This is a genomic window from Actinomadura meridiana (genome assembly GCF_039537545.1).
Classification (GTDB): Bacteria; Actinomycetota; Actinomycetes; order Streptosporangiales; family Streptosporangiaceae; genus Spirillospora; species Spirillospora meridiana.
Map to the genome: position 1 here is coordinate 208,595 of NZ_BAABAS010000019.1, position 19,649 is coordinate 228,243.

Genomic DNA, 19,649 nt, shown 5'->3' on the forward strand with positions numbered 1-19,649 from the left:
ACCGGCATGGAGTTGCGCCAGCTGCGGGCGTTCGAGGCCGTCGTCGCCCACCGGACCGTCACCGACGCCGCCAACGCGCTCGGGCTCGCGCCGTCGTCGGTGTCGGAGCAGGTCCGCGCGCTCGAAAGGTCCTTGGGCGTGGCGCTGTTCGACCGGGGCCCGAAGGGCATGACGCTGACGCCCGCGGGCGACCGGATGCGCGGCTGGGCCGGGCGGCTGCTGCGCGACGCCGACCAGGCGCGGCGCGAGGTGGCCCGGGAGCGGCCCGTGCTGCGGCTCGGCGCGCTGGAGAGCATCGCCGCGACCCACGTCCCGCACGTGCTGGCGCGGCTCGCCGAGCGGCGCCCGGGGTTGCGCGTCGACGTCCAGTCGGAGGGCGCCCGCGACCGGCTCCTGACCGCCGTCGCCGCCGGTGACCTGGAGGCCGCGCTGCTGCTGGACTCCGGTGACGGCGTCGGCGGGCTCGGGTTCGCGGCGCCGAGCGCGCCGCTCGACCATCTCGATCTGGAACCCGTCCCGCTCGTCCTGGTCGCCGCGCCGGACCATCCGCTCGCCGCCGCCCCGCTCGTCGCCGCCGGTGACCTGCGCGGCGAGAAGCTGCTGGTCAACGTGCCAGCCTGCTCGTTCCGGCTGGCCGGGGACCGGCTGTTCGGCCCGGCCGTCGAACGGGTCATGGCCGGGAGCGTGACGGTGATGGCCGCGTGGGCGGAACGGGGTCTCGGCGTCGCGCTGCTGCCGGAGTTCGCCGTCCGGGACCGGATCGCGGCCGGGACGCTCGCGCGGCTCGCGCTCGACACGCCCGACCTCAGCCTCCGGCTGGTGTGGCGGGCCGACCGGGAGGCGCTGCCCGGCATGCGCGAGGTGCTTTACGCCGCGAGCGGCTGACCCCGGCTCACCCCGGCTCACCCCGGCTCACCCCAACTGACCCCCGCCCGACCCCTGCTGACCCCGCCCGGACCGGCGTTTGCGGGGTCGGGCCATGGGTACCGGGGCTGCGAAAATCAGTGCTCGGCCCGGGGAGCGGCGCGATGGCTGGACGGAAGGGCGGCGCGAAGGCCGAACTCGAAAGGGTGGCGTGGGGCGTCAACGACCGGCTCGGCTCCACCCAGTTCCTCCGGACGAGCCTGGGCAAGGCGTTCCCGAAGCACTGGTCGTTCCTGCTGGGTGAGATCGCGCTCTACTCGTTCATCGTCCTGCTGATCACCGGCGTGTACCTGACGATGTTCTTCAAGCCGAGCGGGTCCGTGCTGATCTACGACGGCTCGTACGCGCCGCTGCGCGGCCGCGAGATGAGCGAGGCGTACGCCTCCACGCTGCACCTGACGTTCGACGTACGGGGCGGGCTGCTGATGCGGCAGATCCACCACTGGGCGGCGAACCTGTTCCTCGCGGCGATCTCCATCCATCTGATGCGGATCTTCTTCACCGGCGCGTTCCGCAAGCCCAGGGAGATCAACTGGGTGATCGGCACCACCCTGTTCGCGCTCGCGGTCGCCGAGGGGTTCGCGGGCTACTCGCTGCCCGACGACCTGCTGTCCGGCACCGGCCTGCGGATCTTCAACGGCATCGTGCTGTCGGTCCCGCTCGTCGGGACGTACGCCAGCATGTGGATCTTCGGCGGGCAGTTCCCGTCGAGCGAGGACTTCATCCCGCGGCTGTTCACCGTGCACATCCTGCTGATCCCCGCGCTGCTGCTCGCCCTGATCACCGCGCACCTGATGATCCTCTGGCACCAGACGCACACCATCTGGCCGGGCAAGGGCAGGCGGGAGCGAGCGGTGAGCGGCGAGCCGACCTTCCCGCACTTCGCGACGCAGAGCACCTCCTACTTCCTGTTCGCGTTCGGCGTCCTGGCCGCGCTGGCGACGTTCGCGCAGATCAACCCGGTCTGGCTGTACGGCCCGTACCAGCCGGACGAGGTGTCGTTCGGCTCCCAGCCCGACTGGTACGTCGGCTTCCTCGAAGGCGCGCTGCGCATCATGCCGCCCCTGGAGACGAACCTGTGGGGCCACACGATCATGTGGAACGTGCTGCTGCCCGCCGTCGTCCTGCCCGGGATCTTCTTCACGCTCATCGGGCTGTACCCGTTCGTGGAACGCTGGGCGACGGGCGACGAACGCCTGCACCACCTGCTCGACCGGCCGCGCAACGCCGCCACCAGGACCGCGATCGGCGCCGCCGTCATCGCCTGGTACGGGAACCTGTGGGCGGCGGGCGGCAACGACGTCCTGGCGTGGGCGTTCGGCATCCCGCTGTTCTGGACGACCTGGTTCTTCCGCGCCGGATTCTTCGTCGCGCCGCTGCTGACGTTCACCGTCACCCGGCGGGTCTGCCTGAGCCTCCAGCGCCGTGACCTGCGCACGCGCGCGGAGGGCGTGGAGAGCGGCCTGATCTCGCTGGACCCGGGCGGCGGCTTCCACGAGCGGCACGAGCAGGCCGGGCCCGACCAGGAGGCCCTCCAGCGGACGCGGCGGCCGGGCGAACTCGTCGCCCCCTACCCGCACCACATCATCCCGCTGCCGACGCCCGACCGGGCCCGCACGCAGGTGCGGACCCGCGTCAACCGCTTCTACCTGAACTACCAGAGCGAGTCGCATGGCGGAGGCCAGGGCGACCTGCGCCACGGCTCCAACGGGCACGACGGCCAGGACGAGCGCGACGGCGAGTGATTGTCAGGAGCGGCCGGAGGGCGGCGGCAGCGCCGGTTCGGCTTCCTGGGGCGGCTCCTTCGGCGGGTACCGCAGGTCGAACGCCGGACGGATCGACCGGATCGGCGCCATCGACGTGAAGTTGTGGCGCGGCGGCGGGCACGACGTCGCCCACTCCAGCGAGCCCCCGGCGCCCCACGGGTCGTCCACCTCGACACGCTCCCCGCGCCGCCAGGTGATCAGCACGTTCCACAGGAACGCGAACGTGGACGCGCCCAGCACGAACGACCCGACCGACGAGACGAAGTTCAGCGTGGCGAACTGGTCGGGGTAGTCGGCGTAGCGGCGCGGCATGCCCTCCGCGCCGAGCCAGTGCTGGACGAGGAACGTCGTGTGGAACCCCACGAACAGCGACCAGAAGTGGACCTTCCCCCAGGTCTCGTTCAGCAGCTTCCCGGTCATCTTCGGCCACCAGAAGTAGAACCCGCCGAACATGGCGAACACGACGGTGCCGAACAGGACGTAGTGCAGGTGCGCGACGACGAAGAACGAGTCGGTGAGGTGGAAGTCCATCGCCGGGGACGCCAGGATCACGCCGGTCAGCCCGCCGAACAGGAACGTCGTGAGGAATCCCAGCGCGAACAGCATCGGCGTCTCGAACGTCAACTGCCCCTTCCACAGCGTCCCGACCCAGTTGAAGAACTTGATCCCGGTCGGCACGGCGATCATGAACGAGGTGATCGAGAAGAACGGCAGCAGGACCTGGCCGGTGGCGAACATGTGGTGCGCCCACACCGTCATCGACAGGCCGGTGATCGCGATGGTTGCGCCGACCATGCCGAGGTAGCCGAACAGCGGCTTGCGCGCGAACACCGGGATGATCTCGGTGACGATGCCGAAGAACGGCAGCGCAACGATGTAGACCTCGGGATGGCCGAAGAACCAGAACAGGTGCTGCCAGAGCAGCCCGCCGCCGTGCGCGCCGTCGTAGATGTGCGCGCCGAGCCTGCGGTCGGCCTCCAGCGCGAACAGCGCCGAGGCCAGCACCGGGAACGCGATGATCACCATCAGCCCGGTCAGCAGCGTGTTCCAGGTGAAGATCGGCAGCCGGAACATCACCATGCCGGGGGCGCGCATCCCGATGATCGTGGTGATCAGGTTGACCGCGGTCAGCGTGGTGCCCACCCCGGAGATGATCAGACCCATGATCCACAGGTCCTTGCCGTCGCCGGGCGAGAACGTCGCCGACGTCAGCGGCGAGTACGCGAACCAGCCGAACGACGCCGCGCCGCCCGGCATCAGGAAACCGGCGAGGACGATCAGCGCCCCGAACAGGAACAGGTAGTAGGTCAGCGCGTTCAGCCGGGGGAACGCCACGTCCGGCGCCCCGATCTGCAACGGGACGATCACGTTGGCGAACCCGAGGAACAGCGGCGTCGCGAACAGCAGCATCATGATCGTGCCGTGGATCGTGAACAGCTGGTTGTAGTGCTGGTTGTCCATGATCTGCTTGCCGGGCTCCAGCAGCTCGGCGCGCATCAGCATCGCCATCAGCCCGGCGATGAGGAACATGGCGAACGAGGTCGTCAGGTACAGGTAGCCGACCATCTTGTGGTCGGTCGTCGCCAGGACGTGGCCGATCCTGGTGCCCTTGCGGTGCCCGGCCAGCGCGTCGGCGACGCTGGTGTCGTCCCTCCCCTGAACGGCCGTCATCCACCGCCCTCCCTCCCGCGAGACCCACGGGGGCACTTGCCGCGCAGGCCCGTTTCAAACGCGGCCGTTCCCGCGCCCCGTTCCGAACGCGGGCGGCGCGGCATCGAACGGCGGCGACCGGGCACGACGGCCCCATGGAGCAGTTGACGCTGAGCAGCCCCGCGTTCGCCGACCGCGGCCCCGTCCCGGCGGCGTACTCGCACGAGTCCGGCGACGTCTCTCCCGCGCTGATCTGGTCGGGCGTCCCGGCCGCGTGCCTGGAGCTCGTGCTCGTCTGCGAGGACCCGGACGCGCGCGGCGGCACGTTCGTCCACTGGATGCTGGGCGACATCCCGCCGGAGTTCGACGGGCTCGCGGCGGGCCAGGAGGGCCCGCGCCTCGCCCGCGGTCGCAACGGCTTCGGCGACCTCGGCTACGGCGGGCCGCACCCGCCGCACGGCGACCCGCCGCACCGCTACGTGTTCACCCTCTACGCGCTGCGCCGACCGTCCGGGCTGACCTCCGGGTTCTCGCGGGACGACCTGCGCGCGGCCCTGAAGGACGACGTCCTCGCCTCCGCGGCCCTGGTCGGCACCTACGCCCGCTGACCCGCCCGCGGCGGGCGCGTCAGCGGGCGGGGCCCACGTTTCGCGCCGCCCGGCCGGGTAGGGCGCCTCCAATCCGCCCATTTCAGAACAAACGGACGAGGAGGAGCGATGAAGGCCGTCACCTGGCACGGCAAGCGCGACGTCCGGGTCGAGAACGTGCCCGACCCGGAGCTCAAGGAACCGGACGACGCGATCATCAGGGTGACCTCGTCCGGGATCTGCGGATCCGACCTGCACCTGTACGAGGTGCTCGGCCCGTTCATGAGCGAGGGCGACGTCCTCGGCCACGAACCGATGGGGATCGTCGAGGAGACCGGCGCCGACGTCACGCACGTCAGGCCCGGCGACCGCGTGGTGATCCCGTTCAACATCTCGTGCGGGCACTGCCACATGTGCGGCATGGAGCTGTACGCCCAATGCGAGACGACGCAGAACCGCGAAACGGGAATGGGCGCCTCACTGTTCGGCTACACCAAGCTCTACGGGCAGGTGCCCGGCGGGCAGGCCGAGTACCTGCGGGTCCCGCAGGCGCACTTCGGGCCGATCAAGGTACCGGACGGCCCGCCCGACGAACGGTTCGTGTACCTGTCGGACGTGCTGCCCACCGCGTGGCAGGCCGTCCACTGGGCCGACGTCCCCGAGGGCGGGACGGTCGCCGTGCTCGGCCTCGGACCGATCGGGCAGATGGCCGCCCGCATCGCCCGCCACCACGGCCACCGGGTGATCGCGGTCGACTTCGTCCCGGAGCGGCTGGAGATGGCGCGGCGGCACGGCCTCGAGGTGGTCGACGCCGACGACGTCGACGACGTGCCGGACGCGATCCGGCAGATCACCGGCGGCCGGGGCCCCGACTCGGTGATCGAGGCGGTCGGGATGGAGGCGCACGGCTCGCCCGGCGCCAAGTTCGCGCAGACGCTCACCGGCCTCCTGCCGGGCAACTCCGCCGCGCCGCTGATGTCGCGCGTCGGCGTGGACCGGCTCGCCGCGCTCGGCACCGCGATCGAGACCGTCCGGCGCGGCGGGACGATCTCCGTCATCGGCGTCTACGGCGGCATGACGGACCCGCTGCCGATGCTACGGATGTTCGACAAGGGCATCGCGCTGCGGATGGGCCAGGCACACGTCAAGAAGTGGATCGACCACCTCTTGCCGCTGGTCACCGACGACGCCGACCCGCTCGGTGTGATGGACCTCGCGACACACCGCTGGCCGCTGGAGAAGGCGCCGCAGGCGTACGAGATCTTCCAGAAGAAGCAGGACGGCGCGATCAAGGTGCTGCTCCAGCCCGCCGCCTGAACCCGAACGAGACAAAGGGCCCGCCCTCACGAGGGCGGGCCCTTTCTCGGGATCAGGCGGGGACGTGGGACTTCTGGCGCCTCCAGTGCCGGTGCGCCTTCATCGCGTCGATCAGGGCGGCGGAGAAGTCGCCGCCCGGGCCCGTGCCGGTGACGACGCCGCCCTCGCTCACCGTGCCCTCCGCGCTGGAGACCCCGGTGATCCCGGCACGGCCCAGCAGGTCGATGCCCGCGTCGAGAGCGCCGATCGGCTTGCAGTGCACGAACGCCTCGGCGACGAAGTGCAGGGCGTCGCCGTCCTCCGCGAGCGTCTCCACGCTCCGCTCGCCGCCCGGCACCAGCACCGCGTCGTACAGAACGGACGCGACCGTCGACATCGCGCGGGTGACCTCGACCCTGCCCCCGTTGGCGGCCTGGACGAACCCGTCCTTCGCGGCGAGGACCTCGCAGATCGCCCCGGCGTCCTTCAGCGCGTCGCCGACCGCCGCGACGGCCGCCGAGTCGACGCCGTCCGCCGCCAGGATCGCGACCTTGCGGCCCTGGACCGAGTCGGAGCCGAGGTTCTCCTGGCTCAGCGCGGGCGAGGTGCGCCCGTGGTTGGCGCCCGCCGGTGCCTGCGGCGGCTCGACGCCGACACCGTCCGCGACCTGAACGGCGAGGTCGTGGTCGACGTGGTTGAGCTGTTCGACGACGCCCTCCCTGACGTGCTTGTGGTCGCACTTGCCGAGCTCGAACCGGAACGCGCCGACGATGTGCCCCTTCTCCCAGTCGGACATGCTGTTCCAGAACAACGTCGCCTGCGAGTAGTGGTCGGCGAAGCTCGCGCTCCGTTTGCGGATCTTGGCGCCGTCCACCCGCTCCGGGAAGTGCGTGTAGGAGCCCTCGCCGCCGACCACGGGGCATCCACCCGACAGCGAGTTCTTGTGGTAGCTCGCCTGACCCTGGTGGACGTCCATCTGGTGGTAGCCGTCGCGGTGGTGGTTGTGGACGTCCGCGACCGGACGGTTCACCGGGATCTGCGGGAAGTTCGGCCCGCCGAGCCGGATCAGCTGCGTGTCCAGATAGGAGAACAGCCGCGCCTGGAGCAGCGGGTCGTCGGTGAAGTCGATGCCGGGCACGACGTTGGCGAGGTGGAAGGCGACCTGCTCGGTCTCGGCGAAGAAGTTGTCCGGGTTACGGTCCAGGGTCAGCGTGCCGACCCGCCGCACCGGGACGTCCTCCTCCGGGATGAGCTTCGTCGGGTCGAGCAGGTCGAAGTCGAATCTGTGCTCGTCCTCGACCGGGACGAGTTGGACGCACAAGTCGTATTCGGGAAAGTCGCCGTCGCCGATCCGGTCCCACAGGTCCCGGCGGTTGAAGTCCGGATCCTTGCCCGCGATCTTCTGCGTCTCGTCCCAGGCGAGGGAATGGGTGCCGAGGCGGGGCTTCCAGTGGAACTTCACGAACGTCGCGCGGCCCTCGGCGTTCACGAACCGGAACGTGTGGACGCCGAATCCCTGCATCATCGCGTAGCTGCGCGGAAGCGCCCTGTCCGACATCAGCCACATCATCATGTGCATGGTCTCGGGCTGGAGCTGCACGAAGTCCCAGAGAGTGTCGTGGGCGGACGAGGCCTGCGGGATCTCGTTCGGCGGCTCCGGCTTCACCGCGTGCACGAAGTCGGGGAACTTGATGCCGTCCTGGATGAAGAAGACCGGCATATTGTTGCCGACAAGGTCGAAGTTACCCTGCCGGGTGTAGAACTTCGTCGCGAACCCGCGGACGTCCCGGACGGTGTCGGCCGAGCCGCGTGAACCCGCGACGGTCGAGAACCGTACGAACACCGGTGTCGTCAGTGATGTGTCGCACAGGAACTCGGCGGTGGTGTACTCGGCGAGCGACTCGTGTAGCCGGAAATGGCCGTAGGCTCCCGCGCCACGGGCGTGCACGACACGCTCCGGTATCCGCTCATGGTCGAAATGTGTGATTTTCTCGCGGAGGTGGAAGTCGTCCATCAGGGACGGACCGCGCTCACCCGCGGACAGCGAGTTGTCGGTGTCGTCGACCCTGATTCCCTGATCGGTGGTCAGCCGGGCGTCCCGGGGGCTGACCCGCCGACTCTCCAACTGCTCCTGCTTCGGGTCCTCGCGGCGGGCGGGGTTGACCATCTTTCAGCTCCCTCACGTGAAATGCCAGTGGTGATGGCCGCTACCCCTCGATGCCGGGGACATGCGCACTTTGACCGGAACTTGATTTCGGTCCCGCCCCGTGCCACAGGGCGTTCTCGACACCGTCCGTCCCGGCTGACCCGGGCCGCGCCGGGCGGCGTCCGTCCAGTGCGCGCCCGGCCGCCAACGCGCCCGGGAGACCCGATGCCGTGCTCGACGGCGAAATCCGCTACGGTCATGGTCGCCGCGCAGGCCAGGGGAAGGGAACACGGAGTACACATGGCCGAGAAGGTCATTCGGGTGGACGACATGGACGGCTCCGAAGGAGCCGATGTCGCAAAGCGGGACTTCGAAGTCCTGGGCCGCACGTTCACGATCGACTTGAGCGAGGACAACTTCACGCGGCTGAACCAGATGCTGGACGCGCTCGCGCCCTTCATCGAGAACGCCGCCGAGGTGAAGCCCGCCGGGAAGGGGCGCAAGTCCCGCACCGTGAAGATCAAGGGCTACACGAACGGTGATGTCCGCGCGTGGGCATTGCGAAGTGACATCGAAGTCTCTGAACGTGGCAAGATAGCGGATGAGGTCTATGCTGCATTCATCGAGGCACATCCGGACGCGAAGCCGGACGCATAGTTAGGGAGTCCCCGCATGGCACAGAAGGTCGAAGTCCTTCTCGTCGATGACATCGACGGCGGAGAGGCTGACGAGACGGTCAGCTTTTCCCTCGATGGCACCGCTTACGAGATCGACCTGAGCAAGAAGAACGCCGGCAAGCTGCGCAACGGTCTGGAGCCATTCGTGGCCGGGGCCCGCAAGGCCCGCAAGCCGGCCGGCCGGGGCGGGCGCGCCACCCGCACCGCCGGCAGCCGCGAGCGCTCCGCCGAGATTCGCGAGTGGGCGAAGAGCCGCGGGATCAAGGTCAATGAGCGGGGCCGTATCCCCGCCAATGTGATCGAGCAGTACGAGGCGGCGCACTAGCCGAGCCGCTCGTGTAGCCGGACGCGCTCCGGCACGATGTCGGGGGCCGGGGGGCGGATTTTCGCCCCCCGGCCCCTTACATGCGCAACGGGCAAATCGCCTTTTCTGCACGGCTTGCCGGGAATGGCCCAGGACACCGCAATAAGGCGGTCTTGTCGTGGGGCGCCGTGGAACGTGCGCCCGTTCGGCGCGATGCGCGTCCTCGGCCATACCGTGGATCTCCGCGCCCGCCAGTTCGGTTAGGGCTGGAGCTGGGCCCAGACCTCGCGGTCGCGTTCGGCCGTCCAGATCCGGGGACGTTCGACGCCGTCGAGCTCGTCCCACAGCCGGGACACGTCGAACGGCAGGCAGTGCTCGAAGATCGGCCAGCGCCCGTAGGCGGGTTCGAGGAGGGCGTGCACGGCGTCGAAGGCGTCCTTGAGCGTGCCGTCCTCCGCCCGGACCCGGCGGGTCTCGCGGATCATCGTGGTGAGGAAGTCGCGGGTCTGGCCGACGGCGGCGTCGGCGGCGTCCCGGCCGTGCGCGACGGCGCCGCGCCCGCCGACGAGCGTCTCCGCGCCGAACGAGGAGACGTGGTCGAGCGTGCCGGACGACCAGTCCTGGTGGAAGGCGTCTCCGGTGTACAGCGCGGCCTGCGTCTCGACGAGGTCGCCCGCGAACAGGATCCGGTGCCGGGGCAGCCACGCCACGAGGTCGCCCTCGGTGTGGCCGCGCCCGCAGTACGCCAGGTCGAGATCGCCCCGGTCGCCGCCGAGGTCGATGGTGAGCGTGCTGGAGAACGTCACGGTCGGCCAGGTGAGGCCGGGGATGCCGTCCGGATCCTTGAACAGCCGGGGCATCCGGCCGTACTCCGAGTCCCAGTCCTGCTTGCCGCGCTCGGCGATCAGCGACCGGGTCAGCTCGTGCGCGATGATCACCGGGGCGCCGAACGCGCTGGCGCCCAGGGTCCGGACGGCGTGGTAGTGCGACAGGACCAGGTACCGGATCGGCTTGTCGGTGTGCTCGCGCAGCACGGCGAGCCAGTCGCGGGCCGCGGCCGGGGTCGCGAGCGCCTCGAAGCAGACGAGGAAGTCCTCCCCCTCGACGGCCCCGACATTCGGATCGCCCTCCGCCGTGAGCGCGTACACGCCGTCGGCCAGAACCTCCAGCGTCTGCTCCTTGTCGCCCAGATCGGCGGACGACGCGAACGGTCTGGGCATGGGCGCCCCCTCGAACTCGTGGCCGCGGCCTCTGCTCGTCCCGGGTTCATTCCAGGGGTTCATTCCACGCGGAGCGGTCGATAACCACCTGACAACCGTCCAAACACCCGGTGGGGTGAAGGGCGCGTGACGGGTAAGGGGATCTTGGAGTTCCGCGAGGGCCTCGGACACCCCCAGGAAGGAGGTCCGGGTGAGCGCCGTGCTCGGGCTGCTGGCCATTCTCGTGTTGACGGCGGCGACCGGCTACTTCGTCGCGCAGGAGTTCGCGTTCGTCACCGCCGACCGTCCGCTGCTGGACCAGCGGGCCGCGGACGGCGACCGGGCGGCCGCGCGGGCGGTGCGGGTGATGGGACGGCTGTCGTTCATGCTGTCGGGCGCGCAGCTCGGCATCACGGTCACCGCCCTCGTCGTCGGGTTCATCGCCAAGCCCGCGCTGGCCGACCTCCTCGACCCGGCGCTGCGGGCGGGCGGGGTGCCGGACGCGGCGTCCGGCGGCGTCGCGGTGGCGCTCGGCTTCGCGCTCGCGACCGTCGTCCAGATGATCCTGGGCGAGCTGTTCCCGAAGAACCTGGCGCTGGTCAAGGCGGAGGCGATGGCGCGGGTGCTCGCCCGGTCCACCCTCGTCTACCTGGCGATGGCGGGCCCGCTGATCAGGCTGTTCGACGCGTCCGCGAACCGGCTCGTCCGCGCGGTCGGGATCGAGCCGGTGGAGGAACTGCACCATGGCGCGACGCTCCAGGAACTCGGACACATCATCGGCGAGTCCGGGGAGATCCAGGCGGGTCACGCGGTGCTGCTGGAACGGGCCCTGGCCTTCTCCGACCGCGACGCGGAGGACGTGATGATCCCGCGCGTCGACGCGGTGACGGTCCCGGCGTCGGCGCGCGCCGCCGAGCTGAGCGAGGTCATCTCCGCGACCGGGCACTCCCGCTATCCCGTCGTCGGCGCCGGCGTCGACGACCTCGTCGGCGTCGTCGGCCTGGAGGAACTGATCCGGCTCGGCGCCGACGAGGCGCGCCACACCGCCGTCGGCGACATCGCCAAGGCGCCGCTGCTGCTGCCGACGTCGCTGCCGCTGCCGGACGTGCTGACCAGGCTGCGGACGGCGGGCGAGCCGATGGCCTGCGTGGTGGACGAGTACGGCGGCTTCGCGGGCCTGGTCACCTGGGAGGACGTCGCCGAGGAGCTGGTCGGGGAGATCGCCGACGAGAACGAGCCGGACGAGGACCTCGCGATCCGCAGCGGCGAGTGGTGGACGACCGACGCCGGGCTGCGCACCGACGAGGTCGCTCACGAGACCGGGATCGCGCTGCCCGAGGGCGACTACGAGACCGTCGCGGGACTACTGCTGAAACGCCTCGGCCGGGTCGCGGAGCCGGGGGACGCGGTGACCGTCGACCTGCCGCCGACCCGGTTGGACGAGCCCGCGAGAACGGCCTTCATCGAGGTCCTGACCGTCCAACGGCACGTGCCGGACCTGATCCGCATCCGGGCCGTCGACGTCGAGGACGACGGCGACGATCATGGGAAGGAGGACCGGTGAACCTGTCTCTCGGCGCGCCCGTCACCCTGGCCCTGCTGGCCGGGAACGGCTTCTTCGTCGCGACCGAGTTCGCGCTGGTGGCGGCGAGGCGTCCCCGGCTGGAGCGGGCGGCCACGCGGGGCCGCCGGGGCGCGGCCGCCGCGGTCGCCGGGATCGACGAGCTGTCGCTGACCCTCGCCGGGGCGCAGCTCGGCATCACGATGTGCTCGCTCGGCCTCGGGCTGGTGTCGGAGCCGGTGTTCGCGGAGACCCTCCGTCCGCCGTTCCACGCCGCGGGCCTGCCGGACGGCGCGGCGCACGGTGTCGCGTTCGTGATCGCCCTGGCGTTGGTCACGTTCCTGCACATGGTCGTCGGAGAGATGGCGCCGAAGTCGTGGGCGATCACCGATCCGGAACGGTCGGCGACGCTGCTGGGGCCGCTCTTCCGCGCGTTCGCGGCGGTCGTTCGTCCGCTGCTGGCGGCCCTGAACGGCACGACGAACCTGCTGCTGCGGCTTGTGGGCGTCCAGCCGGTCGACGCGCGGGAGGTGTCGCGGACGCCGGAGCAGTTGCGCGGCATCGCCCAGGACTCGCGGCGCCTCGGCCTGATCGAGGAGACCGAGCTGGCGCTGCTGACCGCCGCGCTCGACGCCCCGCGCGCGCCGCTGGCCGGGCTCGTCGTGCCGGTGTCGGAGATCGTGTCGGTCCCGGCGGGGGCGACGCCGCAGGAGGTCATCGACACCGCCGTCCGCACCGGCCACCTGCGGATCATGCTGCGCGACTCGGGCCGCCAGTTCCGCATGGTGCACGTCCGCGACGCCTATCTGGCGCGTGCGCGCGGCCACCGGACACCCGCCCGCTCACTGGCGCACCCGGTGCCCGAGGTGCCGATCAGCACGTCGGTCGGCGAGGCCGTCGGCGTCCTCAAACGGCACCACAGCCACCTCGGGCTCGCCATGGGGCCGGACGATCACGTCGCTGGCCTGATCAACCTCGACGACCTGCTGTCGACCCTCCTCCCCGTCCACTGAGTGTCAATGTAGGTTGACACCTGGCCGAGCGTCAACCTACATTGACGCCATGGACGACGGAGTGACGCTCGCCCAGGAGGCGAGCGACCGGGATCCCGCGGTCGGGCTGCGCGCCGTGCGCGCGCTGCGCGAACTGGCGGAGCGGCTGGAGTCCCTCCAGGTCGCCAGCGCCCGCGACCGGGGCTGGTCCTGGCAGGAGATCGCGGTCTGTCTCGGCGTGAGCAGGCAGGCCGTCCACAAGAAGCACGGCGGCAAGCGCCGCATTCTCAAGAGGGAGGACTAGCGCGATGTTCGTCGAACGGCTGGTGACATCCCGGGCGGCCTGACCTGCGCCGGATGTGATTACTTAGCACCATGTCGGATTTTCTGGACAAGCTGCGGACCCTCGTCCCCGCCGACCGGATCGTCACCGATCCGGATGTGATCTCCTCCTACGCGCGCGACCAGGCGGCGTGGGCCCCCGTCGGGACGGCGGCGGCCCTCGTCCGCGCCGGATCGACCGAGGACGTCCGGAACGTCGTGGCGGTCTGCGCCGAGCACGGCGTCCCGGTCGTGCCGCGCGGCGCGGGCACCGGGGTCTGTGGCGGCGCCAACGCCCTGGACGGCTGCGTGCTGCTGTCCCTGGAGACGATGACCGAGATCGTGGAGATCAACGAGGCCGAGCGGCTCGCCGTCGTCCAGCCCGGGGTGGTCAACGACGTGCTGCGGCAGGCCTGCGCCGAACGCGGCCTGTGGTACCCGCCGGACCCGTCCAGCGCGCCCTGGTCGACGATCGGCGGGAACGTCGCCACCAACGCGGGCGGCCTGTGCTGCGTCAAGTACGGGGTGACCCGCGACTACGTCCTGGCCGTCGAGGCGGTCGTCGGGCGCGGCGAGGTCGTGCGGCTCGGCCGCCGCACCGCCAAGGGCGTCGCCGGATACGACCTGTGCGGGCTCATGGTCGGCTCCGAGGGGACGCTCGGCGTGATCACCGAGGTGACGGTGCGGCTGCGCGGCGCCCGCGCCCCCGAGCGCACGATCGTCGGCTACTTCGACACCCTCCAGGACGCGGGCGAGGCCGTCGCGAAGGTCACCGCCGCCGGGCTCATGCCGAGCGCGCTGGAGCTGGTCGACCGGCACGTCCTGGAGGCCGTCGACGCGTGGCGGAACATGGGCCTGTCGGCGGACGCGAACGTCCTGCTCCTCGCCCGTTCCGACCAGCCGGGCGAGGCCGGGGAGGCGGAGGCCGACGCGATGGTGCGGCTGTTCGAGGAGGCGGGCGCGACCTGGAGCGCGCGGTCCACCGACGAGGACGAGGCGGAGGCGCTGTTCGCCGCCCGCAGGCTCAGCCACCAGGCACTCGAACGCCTCGGGTCGCTGCTGACCGAGGACGTGTGCGTCCCGCGCGGCCTGCTGCCCGAGATGCTGTCCCGCGTGGAGGCCGCCGCCGCCGAGAACGACACCCGGATCGCGAACGTCGCGCACGCGGGCGACGGCAACCTGCACCCGGTGATCATCATCCCGCCGGGCGACGACGCCGCGCGGGTCCGCGCCGAGCGGGCCTTCGACCAGATCATCGCGGGCGCCATCGCGCTCGGCGGCACCATCGCCGGGGAGCACGGCATCGGCCTGCTCAAGCGCCGTGGCCTGCGCGACGAGCTGGACCCGGCCGTCATCGCCATGCACCACGCCGTCAAGAACGCGCTCGACCCGGCGGGCATCTTCAACCCCGGAAAGGTCTTCGGCTAGGCGCGTGCTACTGCCCGGCGAGCAGCTCCAGGACGGGCGCGAACTGCTCGGCGAACGCCGACGAGACCGACACGTACGAGACGCCGAGTTCGTCGCGGCGCCTGGCGAGCGTGTCGGCCATCTGCCGGGGCGTCCCGGACAGCTGCGCGATCGCGCCCGCCGCCGCCATCGCGCCGGGTTCCACGTTCATCTGGCGGCCGAGCCACTCGGGCACCTCGTCGCCGACGACATGGACCTGCGTGCACAGCTCCACCTCGTCGAGCCGCTCCCCCGCCGCCTCGCGGACGACGCCGACGAACTCGGCGAGCCGTGCGTCGTCCGTCAATGGCGGGACGCCGAACGCGACGGTGTCGGCGCGGCGGGCGGCGAGCGCCAGCATCCGCGGCCGGGATGCCGCGACCAGCACGCGCGGCCGAAGACCGGACCCGCCGTACAGGCCCTCCGGCGGGTTCGCGACCGCGTCGATCACCTGCTCGACCCGGGCGATGCGCTCGGCGGCGGCCGGGTAGGGCACGCCGAACAGCTCCGCGTCCGCCTCGCCGCCGGGCCGTCCGGCGCCGATGCCGAGCTCGAACCGGTCGCCGGTGGCGAACGCCATCGACGCCGCCTCCCAGGCGATCATGTGCGCGGGACGGGTCGCGACCGACAGCACGAAGGTGCCGACGCGCAATGTCGTCGTGGCTCCGGCCGCCGCGGCGAGCACCGCCGCTGGCATCGCCGTGCCCGACGTGTCGGGCGTCAGCAGCGTCGCGTACCCGAGTTCCTCGGCGCGCCGCGCCTGCGCCGCCCACGCGGCGCCGTCCCGCGCGTAGGCCGCCATCACCGCGAACCGGAACCGTCGATCACCCATCGCTCGCGCCCTCTCCGCAGACCGTCCGACCAGGCCCATTTGAGTGAGCGCTCACTCATTTGTCAAGCCGGGGCCTGGGTGACGGTGAATCGGCGCAGGTCAAGGGCGGGGTTGATGCGCCTGACCGCCGCGACCCGCTCCGGCGAGACCTCCGCGACCGCGATGCCGGTACCGTCCCCCAGGCCCGCCGTCACCACGCCCATCGGGTCGACGATCATGCTGTTCCCGGCGCCGGTCGGCGCGCACTGCCCGGCCGCCGCAACGTAGATGGTGTTCTCGATCGCGCGGGCCCGGACGAGCGTCCGCCAGTGGTCCTCCTTCAGCGGGCCCGGCACCCAGTCGGCGGGCAGCAGGAGCACGTCGGCGCCCGCGTCCACGATCCGGCGCGTCACCTCGGGGAACCGGACGTCGTAACAGGTCTGCAAACCGAACGTGACGCCGTCGACCGTGAACGTCTCCGGGTCGCCGATGTCGCCGGGCTGGACGAGGTCCGACTCCTTGTAGCCGAAGGCGTCGTACAGGTGCATCTTGCGGTACTCGGCGACGACATCACCATCCGGGCCGATGGCGAGGAGCGTGTTGGAGATGCGGTTCGGCTCGTCCAGGCGTTCGTTCATGCCCGCGACGACATGCACGCCGTGCCGTCCCGCCAGGTCGGCGAGGCCCTTCACGAACGGGCCGTCGAGCGGCTCGGCCGAGTCGACGAACCGCTCGTCCAGCTTCGACGCGGTGAACATCGCGAACTCGGGGAACACCACGACGTCCGCGCCGCGCCCCGCCGCCTCTCCCGCGAGCTTGCGGATCGTCGCCAGGTTCTCGTCCTTGTTGACGCCGGGCGCGAACTGCGCCACCGCGACCTGCACCATGCCCCTCCCCTTTCGGTGTGTCACATCCGGTCGACGCCGGTCACGCGGATCACGGCCTCGCCCTCCTGGTCCGAGCCCGCCAGGTCGACCTCGGCGGAGATCCCCCAGTCGTGGTGGCCCGCGGGGTCGTCGAAGACCTGCCGGACGCGCCACAGCGCGTCCTCCGGGACCTCCTCGATCTGGAGCAGCTTCGGGCCGCGCGCGTCGGCGCCGGTGAGCAGCTCGTCGTGCTCGGCGAAGTAGCCGTCCATCGCGTCGGCCCAGGCGTCGGCGCCGAAGTCCGGGTCGAGGGCGGCGAGGTCGGAGTACCGCTCCAGCGCGGCTAGCTCCACCCGGCGGAACATCGCGTTGCGGACCAGCACCCGGAACGCCCGCGTGTTCGCCGTCACCTTCGTGACGCGCTCCTCGATCGGCTCGTCCAGGTCGTCGTCGGTGGGGTTGGCGAGCTGCTCCCACTCGTCCAGCAGGCTGGAGTCGACCTGCCGCACCAGCTCCCCCAGCCACTCGATCAGGTCGATCAGATCATCCGTCTTGATCGACTCCGGGACGGTCTGCTGGAGCGCCTTGTACGCCCCCGACAGGTATCGCAGGACGAGCCCCTCGCCCCGCGCCAGCTCGTAGAACCCGATGTACTCGGTGAACGTCATCGCCCGCTCGTACATGTCGCGCACGACCGACTTGGGACGCAGCGGATGGTCGCCGACCCATGGATGCCCCGCCCGATAGATCTCGTACGCGGCGTCGAGCTCGTCTTCCAGGGGCTTCGGGTAGTCGACGTCCTGGAGCAGCTCCATGCGCTCCTCGTACTCGATGCCTTCGGCCTTCATCTCCTGGACGGCCTCGCCGCGCGCCTTGTTGAGCTGCGCCGCGACGATCTGCCGGGGGTCCTCCAGGGTGGCCTCGATCACCGACAGGACGTCCAGCGCGTACGACGGCGACGACGGATCGAGGATCTCGAACGTGGCCAACGCGAACGTGGACAGCGCCTGGTTGAGCGCGAAGTCCTCCTGGAGGTCGACGGTGATGCGCGCGTAGCGTCCCAGCTCGTCGGGCTCGCCCAGCACCTCCACGACACCGCCCGCCAGCAGCGACCGGTAGATCGCGATGGCCCGGGAGATGTGCCGCCGCCGCGCCGTGGGCTCCTCGTGGTTGTCGGTCAGCAGTCGCTTCATCGCCTGGTACGCGTTGCCCGGACGGGCGATCACCGACAGCAGCATCGCGTGGCTCACCTGGAACCGGGACCGGAGCATCTCCGGCTCGGCCTCCTGGAGTTTCGCGAAGACGTCCTCGTCCCAGCCGACGAACCCCTCCGGGGGCTTCTTGCGCTGCACCTTCCTGCGCTTCTTCGGGTCGTCGCCCGCCTTGGCGAGGGCCTTCTCGTTCTCCACCACATGCTCGGGGGCCTGCGCGACGACGAACCCGACCGTGTCGAACCCGGCGCGTCCCGCGCGGCCTGCGATCTGGTGGAACTCCCTTGCTCGGAGCCGCCGCACCCGGTGCCCGTCGTACTTGCTGAGCGCGGTGAACACCACCGTCCGGATCGGCACGTTGACGCCCACGCCCAACGTGTCGGTGCCGCAGATGACCTTCAGCAGGCCCGCCTGCGCGAGCCGCTCCACCAGCCGCCGGTACTTGGGCAGCATCCCCGCGTGGTGCACGCCGATCCCGTGCCGGACGAACCGCGAGAGGTTCCGTCCGAACTTCGTCGTGAACCGGAAGTTGCCGATCAGCTCGGCGATGCGCGCCTTCTCCGTCTTCGTGCACACGTTGATGCTCATCAGCGCCTGCGCCCGCTCGATCGCCGCCGCCTGCGTGAAATGCACCAGATACACCGGCGCCTTCTGCTCGGCGAGCAGTTCCTCGATCGTCTCGTGCAGCGGCGTCACCCGGTAGTCGTAGATCAGCGGGACGGGCCGCTCCGCCGACGTCACCAGCGCGGTCTGGCGTCCCGTCCGCCGGGCGAGGTCCTTCTGGAAGAACGCCACGTCGCCCAACGTCGCCGACATCAGCAGGAACTGCGTCTGCGGCAACTCCAGCAGCGGGATCTGCCACGCCCACCCGCGCTCGGGCTCGGCGTAAAAGTGGAACTCGTCCATGACGACGACACCGATATCGGCGTTCGCGCCGTCCCTGAGCGCGATGTTGGCCAGCACCTCAGCCGTGCAGCACACAATCGGTGCGTCCGCGTTGACGCTGGCGTCGCCGGTCATCATCCCGACGTTGTCGCGGCCGAACATCTCGCACAGGTCGAAGAACTTCTCCGACACCAGCGCCTTGATCGGCGCGGTGTAGAACCCGACCTGGTCGCGTCCCATGGCCGCGAACAGCGCCCCCGCCGCCACGAGACTCTTCCCCGACCCCGTGGGCGTCGACAGGATCACGTTCGCCCCGGACACGACCTCGATGAGCGCTTCCTCCTGCGCGGGATACAGCGTGATCCCGCGCCCCGACACCCACCGCTCGAACGCCTCGAACAGCGAATCGGCATCGAGATCTGCGCTGGCGGGAAGTTCATCGATCAGGCTCACCTCTCCATCCTGCCCCCTCTCCTGACTCCCTCGCTCACCCACTCATCGATAAGGCTCACCGTCCCTCAGTGGTCTGGGCGAGTCTCGAACCCACGCCCCAGCACTGCGCGCATCCCGAACGGTCTTGGATGCACTGGTCCCCCGCATTCTTTGTCTAGTGCCCACACGGGGGCGTGCATCCTGTGCACGTTCCGTGATGGGCGAGCGGGTTCCCTCGCGCTCCGGAGCACCTGGCGCGGTCTGGCCGGTCCGATGCCCGCACCCATCGCTCTGGTGGGTGCGGGGCGGTGCCGTCCGTCGCCGGATCGGGTGCCCGAGAGCACGTCGCCCGATCGCGATGCTTGCGGCATCGTGACGGGACATCTTTCGCTTGCCGCTGGTGAGAGGCACACGCCAGTGCTGGTCGCCCCACCTCGAGGTGTAAGCCGGATCGACCACAACGATGCTCAAACCGACCCCAGCGGCCATTGAGATCAGCCGGGTCCTGAGCCAATGCCATTTAGATAAGCATGTGGCCTCACAGTATCCACATATCCACAGTTGAGGTTGTGGGT

16 protein-coding genes are annotated in these 19,649 nt (G+C 70.6%); 10 read left to right on the forward strand and 6 right to left on the reverse strand.

Going from position 1 to position 19,649, the window contains the following annotated elements; all coding sequences use genetic code 11:
• Nucleotides 1-6 precede the first annotated feature (6 nt).
• The gene (locus ABD808_RS25860) at nucleotides 7-885 is read left to right on the forward strand and encodes a LysR family transcriptional regulator (protein WP_344901258.1); all 879 of its coding nucleotides are present in this window, start codon (nucleotides 7-9) and stop codon (nucleotides 883-885) included.
• 143 nt (nucleotides 886-1,028) lie between these two features.
• Nucleotides 1,029-2,669, forward strand: a complete 1,641-nt coding sequence (gene qcrB, locus ABD808_RS25865; RefSeq protein ID WP_344901261.1) for a cytochrome bc1 complex cytochrome b subunit — start codon at nucleotides 1,029-1,031, stop codon at nucleotides 2,667-2,669.
• 3 nt (nucleotides 2,670-2,672) lie between these two features.
• On the opposite strand, the gene ctaD is transcribed toward qcrB, so the two are convergent.
• A complete protein-coding gene (gene ctaD / locus ABD808_RS25870) occupies nucleotides 2,673-4,361 on the reverse strand; it encodes an aa3-type cytochrome oxidase subunit I (protein ID WP_344901264.1) in 1,689 nt (562 codons plus the stop codon).
• A 134-nt stretch (nucleotides 4,362-4,495) separates the two neighbouring features.
• Here ctaD and ABD808_RS25875 point away from each other — a divergent pair, with 134 nt between their 5' ends.
• Together ABD808_RS25875 and ABD808_RS25880 are read left to right on the forward strand one after the other, a co-directional pair.
• On the forward strand, nucleotides 4,496-4,948 hold the full coding sequence (locus tag ABD808_RS25875) for a YbhB/YbcL family Raf kinase inhibitor-like protein (RefSeq protein ID WP_344901266.1): 453 nt from the start codon (nucleotides 4,496-4,498) through the stop codon (nucleotides 4,946-4,948).
• Nucleotides 4,949-5,056: 108 nt separating this feature from the next.
• Nucleotides 5,057-6,244, forward strand: a complete 1,188-nt coding sequence (locus tag ABD808_RS25880; RefSeq protein ID WP_344901269.1) for a zinc-dependent alcohol dehydrogenase — start codon at nucleotides 5,057-5,059, stop codon at nucleotides 6,242-6,244.
• A gap of 52 nt (nucleotides 6,245-6,296) precedes the next feature.
• Here ABD808_RS25880 and ABD808_RS25885 read toward each other — a convergent pair whose 3' ends face one another.
• Nucleotides 6,297-8,390, reverse strand: a complete 2,094-nt coding sequence (locus ABD808_RS25885; protein WP_344901272.1) for a catalase — start codon at nucleotides 8,388-8,390, stop codon at nucleotides 6,297-6,299.
• Between the two features lie 279 nt (nucleotides 8,391-8,669).
• Here ABD808_RS25885 and ABD808_RS25890 point away from each other — a divergent pair, with 279 nt between their 5' ends.
• Together ABD808_RS25890 and ABD808_RS25895 are read left to right on the forward strand one after the other, a co-directional pair.
• Nucleotides 8,670-9,026 carry a histone-like nucleoid-structuring protein Lsr2 gene (locus ABD808_RS25890; protein WP_344901276.1) on the forward strand — a complete coding sequence of 119 codons (357 nt, stop codon included), beginning with the start codon at nucleotides 8,670-8,672 and terminating at the stop codon, nucleotides 9,024-9,026.
• A 15-nt stretch (nucleotides 9,027-9,041) separates the two neighbouring features.
• On the forward strand, nucleotides 9,042-9,371 hold the full coding sequence (locus tag ABD808_RS25895; RefSeq protein WP_344901279.1) for a histone-like nucleoid-structuring protein Lsr2: 330 nt from the start codon (nucleotides 9,042-9,044) through the stop codon (nucleotides 9,369-9,371).
• A gap of 239 nt (nucleotides 9,372-9,610) precedes the next feature.
• Here ABD808_RS25895 and ABD808_RS25900 read toward each other — a convergent pair whose 3' ends face one another.
• Nucleotides 9,611-10,570: an MBL fold metallo-hydrolase gene (locus ABD808_RS25900; protein ID WP_344901282.1), complete on the reverse strand. Its 960-nt coding sequence runs from the start codon at nucleotides 10,568-10,570 to the stop codon at nucleotides 9,611-9,613.
• A gap of 190 nt (nucleotides 10,571-10,760) precedes the next feature.
• Here ABD808_RS25900 and ABD808_RS25905 point away from each other — a divergent pair, with 190 nt between their 5' ends.
• The 4 genes from ABD808_RS25905 (at nucleotide 10,761) to ABD808_RS25920 (ending at nucleotide 14,851) form a co-directional block, all read left to right on the forward strand.
• Entirely contained in the window at nucleotides 10,761-12,113 is a 1,353-nt protein-coding gene (locus ABD808_RS25905; protein ID WP_344901285.1) for a hemolysin family protein, read from the forward strand.
• Nucleotides 12,110-13,123 (forward strand): CNNM domain-containing protein, encoded by a 1,014-nt coding sequence (locus ABD808_RS25910; RefSeq protein ID WP_344901288.1) that lies wholly within the window; start codon nucleotides 12,110-12,112, stop codon nucleotides 13,121-13,123. Before ABD808_RS25905 ends, ABD808_RS25910 begins: the two co-directional genes overlap by 4 nt.
• A 49-nt stretch (nucleotides 13,124-13,172) precedes the next feature.
• Nucleotides 13,173-13,406 (forward strand): RNA polymerase subunit sigma-70, encoded by a 234-nt coding sequence (locus tag ABD808_RS25915; RefSeq protein ID WP_344901291.1) that lies wholly within the window; start codon nucleotides 13,173-13,175, stop codon nucleotides 13,404-13,406.
• Between the two features lie 71 nt (nucleotides 13,407-13,477).
• Nucleotides 13,478-14,851 (forward strand): FAD-binding oxidoreductase, encoded by a 1,374-nt coding sequence (locus tag ABD808_RS25920; protein ID WP_344901294.1) that lies wholly within the window; start codon nucleotides 13,478-13,480, stop codon nucleotides 14,849-14,851.
• 7 nt (nucleotides 14,852-14,858) lie between these two features.
• On the opposite strand, the gene ABD808_RS25925 is transcribed toward ABD808_RS25920, so the two are convergent.
• The 3 genes from ABD808_RS25925 to ABD808_RS25935 all read right to left on the reverse strand — a co-directional run bounded on the left by ABD808_RS25925 (nucleotide 14,859) and on the right by ABD808_RS25935 (nucleotide 19,095).
• Complete coding sequence (locus ABD808_RS25925) at nucleotides 14,859-15,701, reverse strand: LLM class flavin-dependent oxidoreductase (protein WP_344901297.1); 843 nt, start codon at nucleotides 15,699-15,701, stop codon at nucleotides 14,859-14,861.
• Nucleotides 15,702-15,763: 62 nt separating this feature from the next.
• Complete coding sequence (locus ABD808_RS25930) at nucleotides 15,764-16,567, reverse strand: carbon-nitrogen hydrolase family protein (RefSeq protein ID WP_344901300.1); 804 nt, start codon at nucleotides 16,565-16,567, stop codon at nucleotides 15,764-15,766.
• Nucleotides 16,568-16,587: 20 nt separating this feature from the next.
• Nucleotides 16,588-19,095 (reverse strand): DEAD/DEAH box helicase, encoded by a 2,508-nt coding sequence (locus ABD808_RS25935; RefSeq protein ID WP_344901303.1) that lies wholly within the window; start codon nucleotides 19,093-19,095, stop codon nucleotides 16,588-16,590.
• Between the last annotated feature and the right edge of the window lie 554 nt (nucleotides 19,096-19,649).

Coding starts and splice junctions, on each gene's coding strand:
- ABD808_RS25930 (WP_344901300.1), bottom strand. CDS start 16,567: ATGGTGCAGGTCGCGGTGGCGCAGTTCGCGCCCGGCGTCAACAAGGAC.
- ABD808_RS25880 (WP_344901269.1), top strand. CDS start 5,057: ATGAAGGCCGTCACCTGGCACGGCAAGCGCGACGTCCGGGTCGAGAAC.
- ABD808_RS25860 (WP_344901258.1), top strand. CDS start 7: ATGGAGTTGCGCCAGCTGCGGGCGTTCGAGGCCGTCGTCGCCCACCGG.
- ABD808_RS25915 (WP_344901291.1), top strand. CDS start 13,173: ATGGACGACGGAGTGACGCTCGCCCAGGAGGCGAGCGACCGGGATCCC.
- ABD808_RS25920 (WP_344901294.1), top strand. CDS start 13,478: ATGTCGGATTTTCTGGACAAGCTGCGGACCCTCGTCCCCGCCGACCGG.
- ABD808_RS25875 (WP_344901266.1), top strand. CDS start 4,496: ATGGAGCAGTTGACGCTGAGCAGCCCCGCGTTCGCCGACCGCGGCCCC.
- ABD808_RS25890 (WP_344901276.1), top strand. CDS start 8,670: ATGGCCGAGAAGGTCATTCGGGTGGACGACATGGACGGCTCCGAAGGA.
- ABD808_RS25885 (WP_344901272.1), bottom strand. CDS start 8,390: ATGGTCAACCCCGCCCGCCGCGAGGACCCGAAGCAGGAGCAGTTGGAG.
- ABD808_RS25895 (WP_344901279.1), top strand. CDS start 9,042: ATGGCACAGAAGGTCGAAGTCCTTCTCGTCGATGACATCGACGGCGGA.
- qcrB (WP_344901261.1), top strand. CDS start 1,029: ATGGCTGGACGGAAGGGCGGCGCGAAGGCCGAACTCGAAAGGGTGGCG.
- ABD808_RS25900 (WP_344901282.1), bottom strand. CDS start 10,570: ATGCCCAGACCGTTCGCGTCGTCCGCCGATCTGGGCGACAAGGAGCAG.
- ctaD (WP_344901264.1), bottom strand. CDS start 4,361: ATGACGGCCGTTCAGGGGAGGGACGACACCAGCGTCGCCGACGCGCTG.
- ABD808_RS25925 (WP_344901297.1), bottom strand. CDS start 15,701: ATGGGTGATCGACGGTTCCGGTTCGCGGTGATGGCGGCCTACGCGCGG.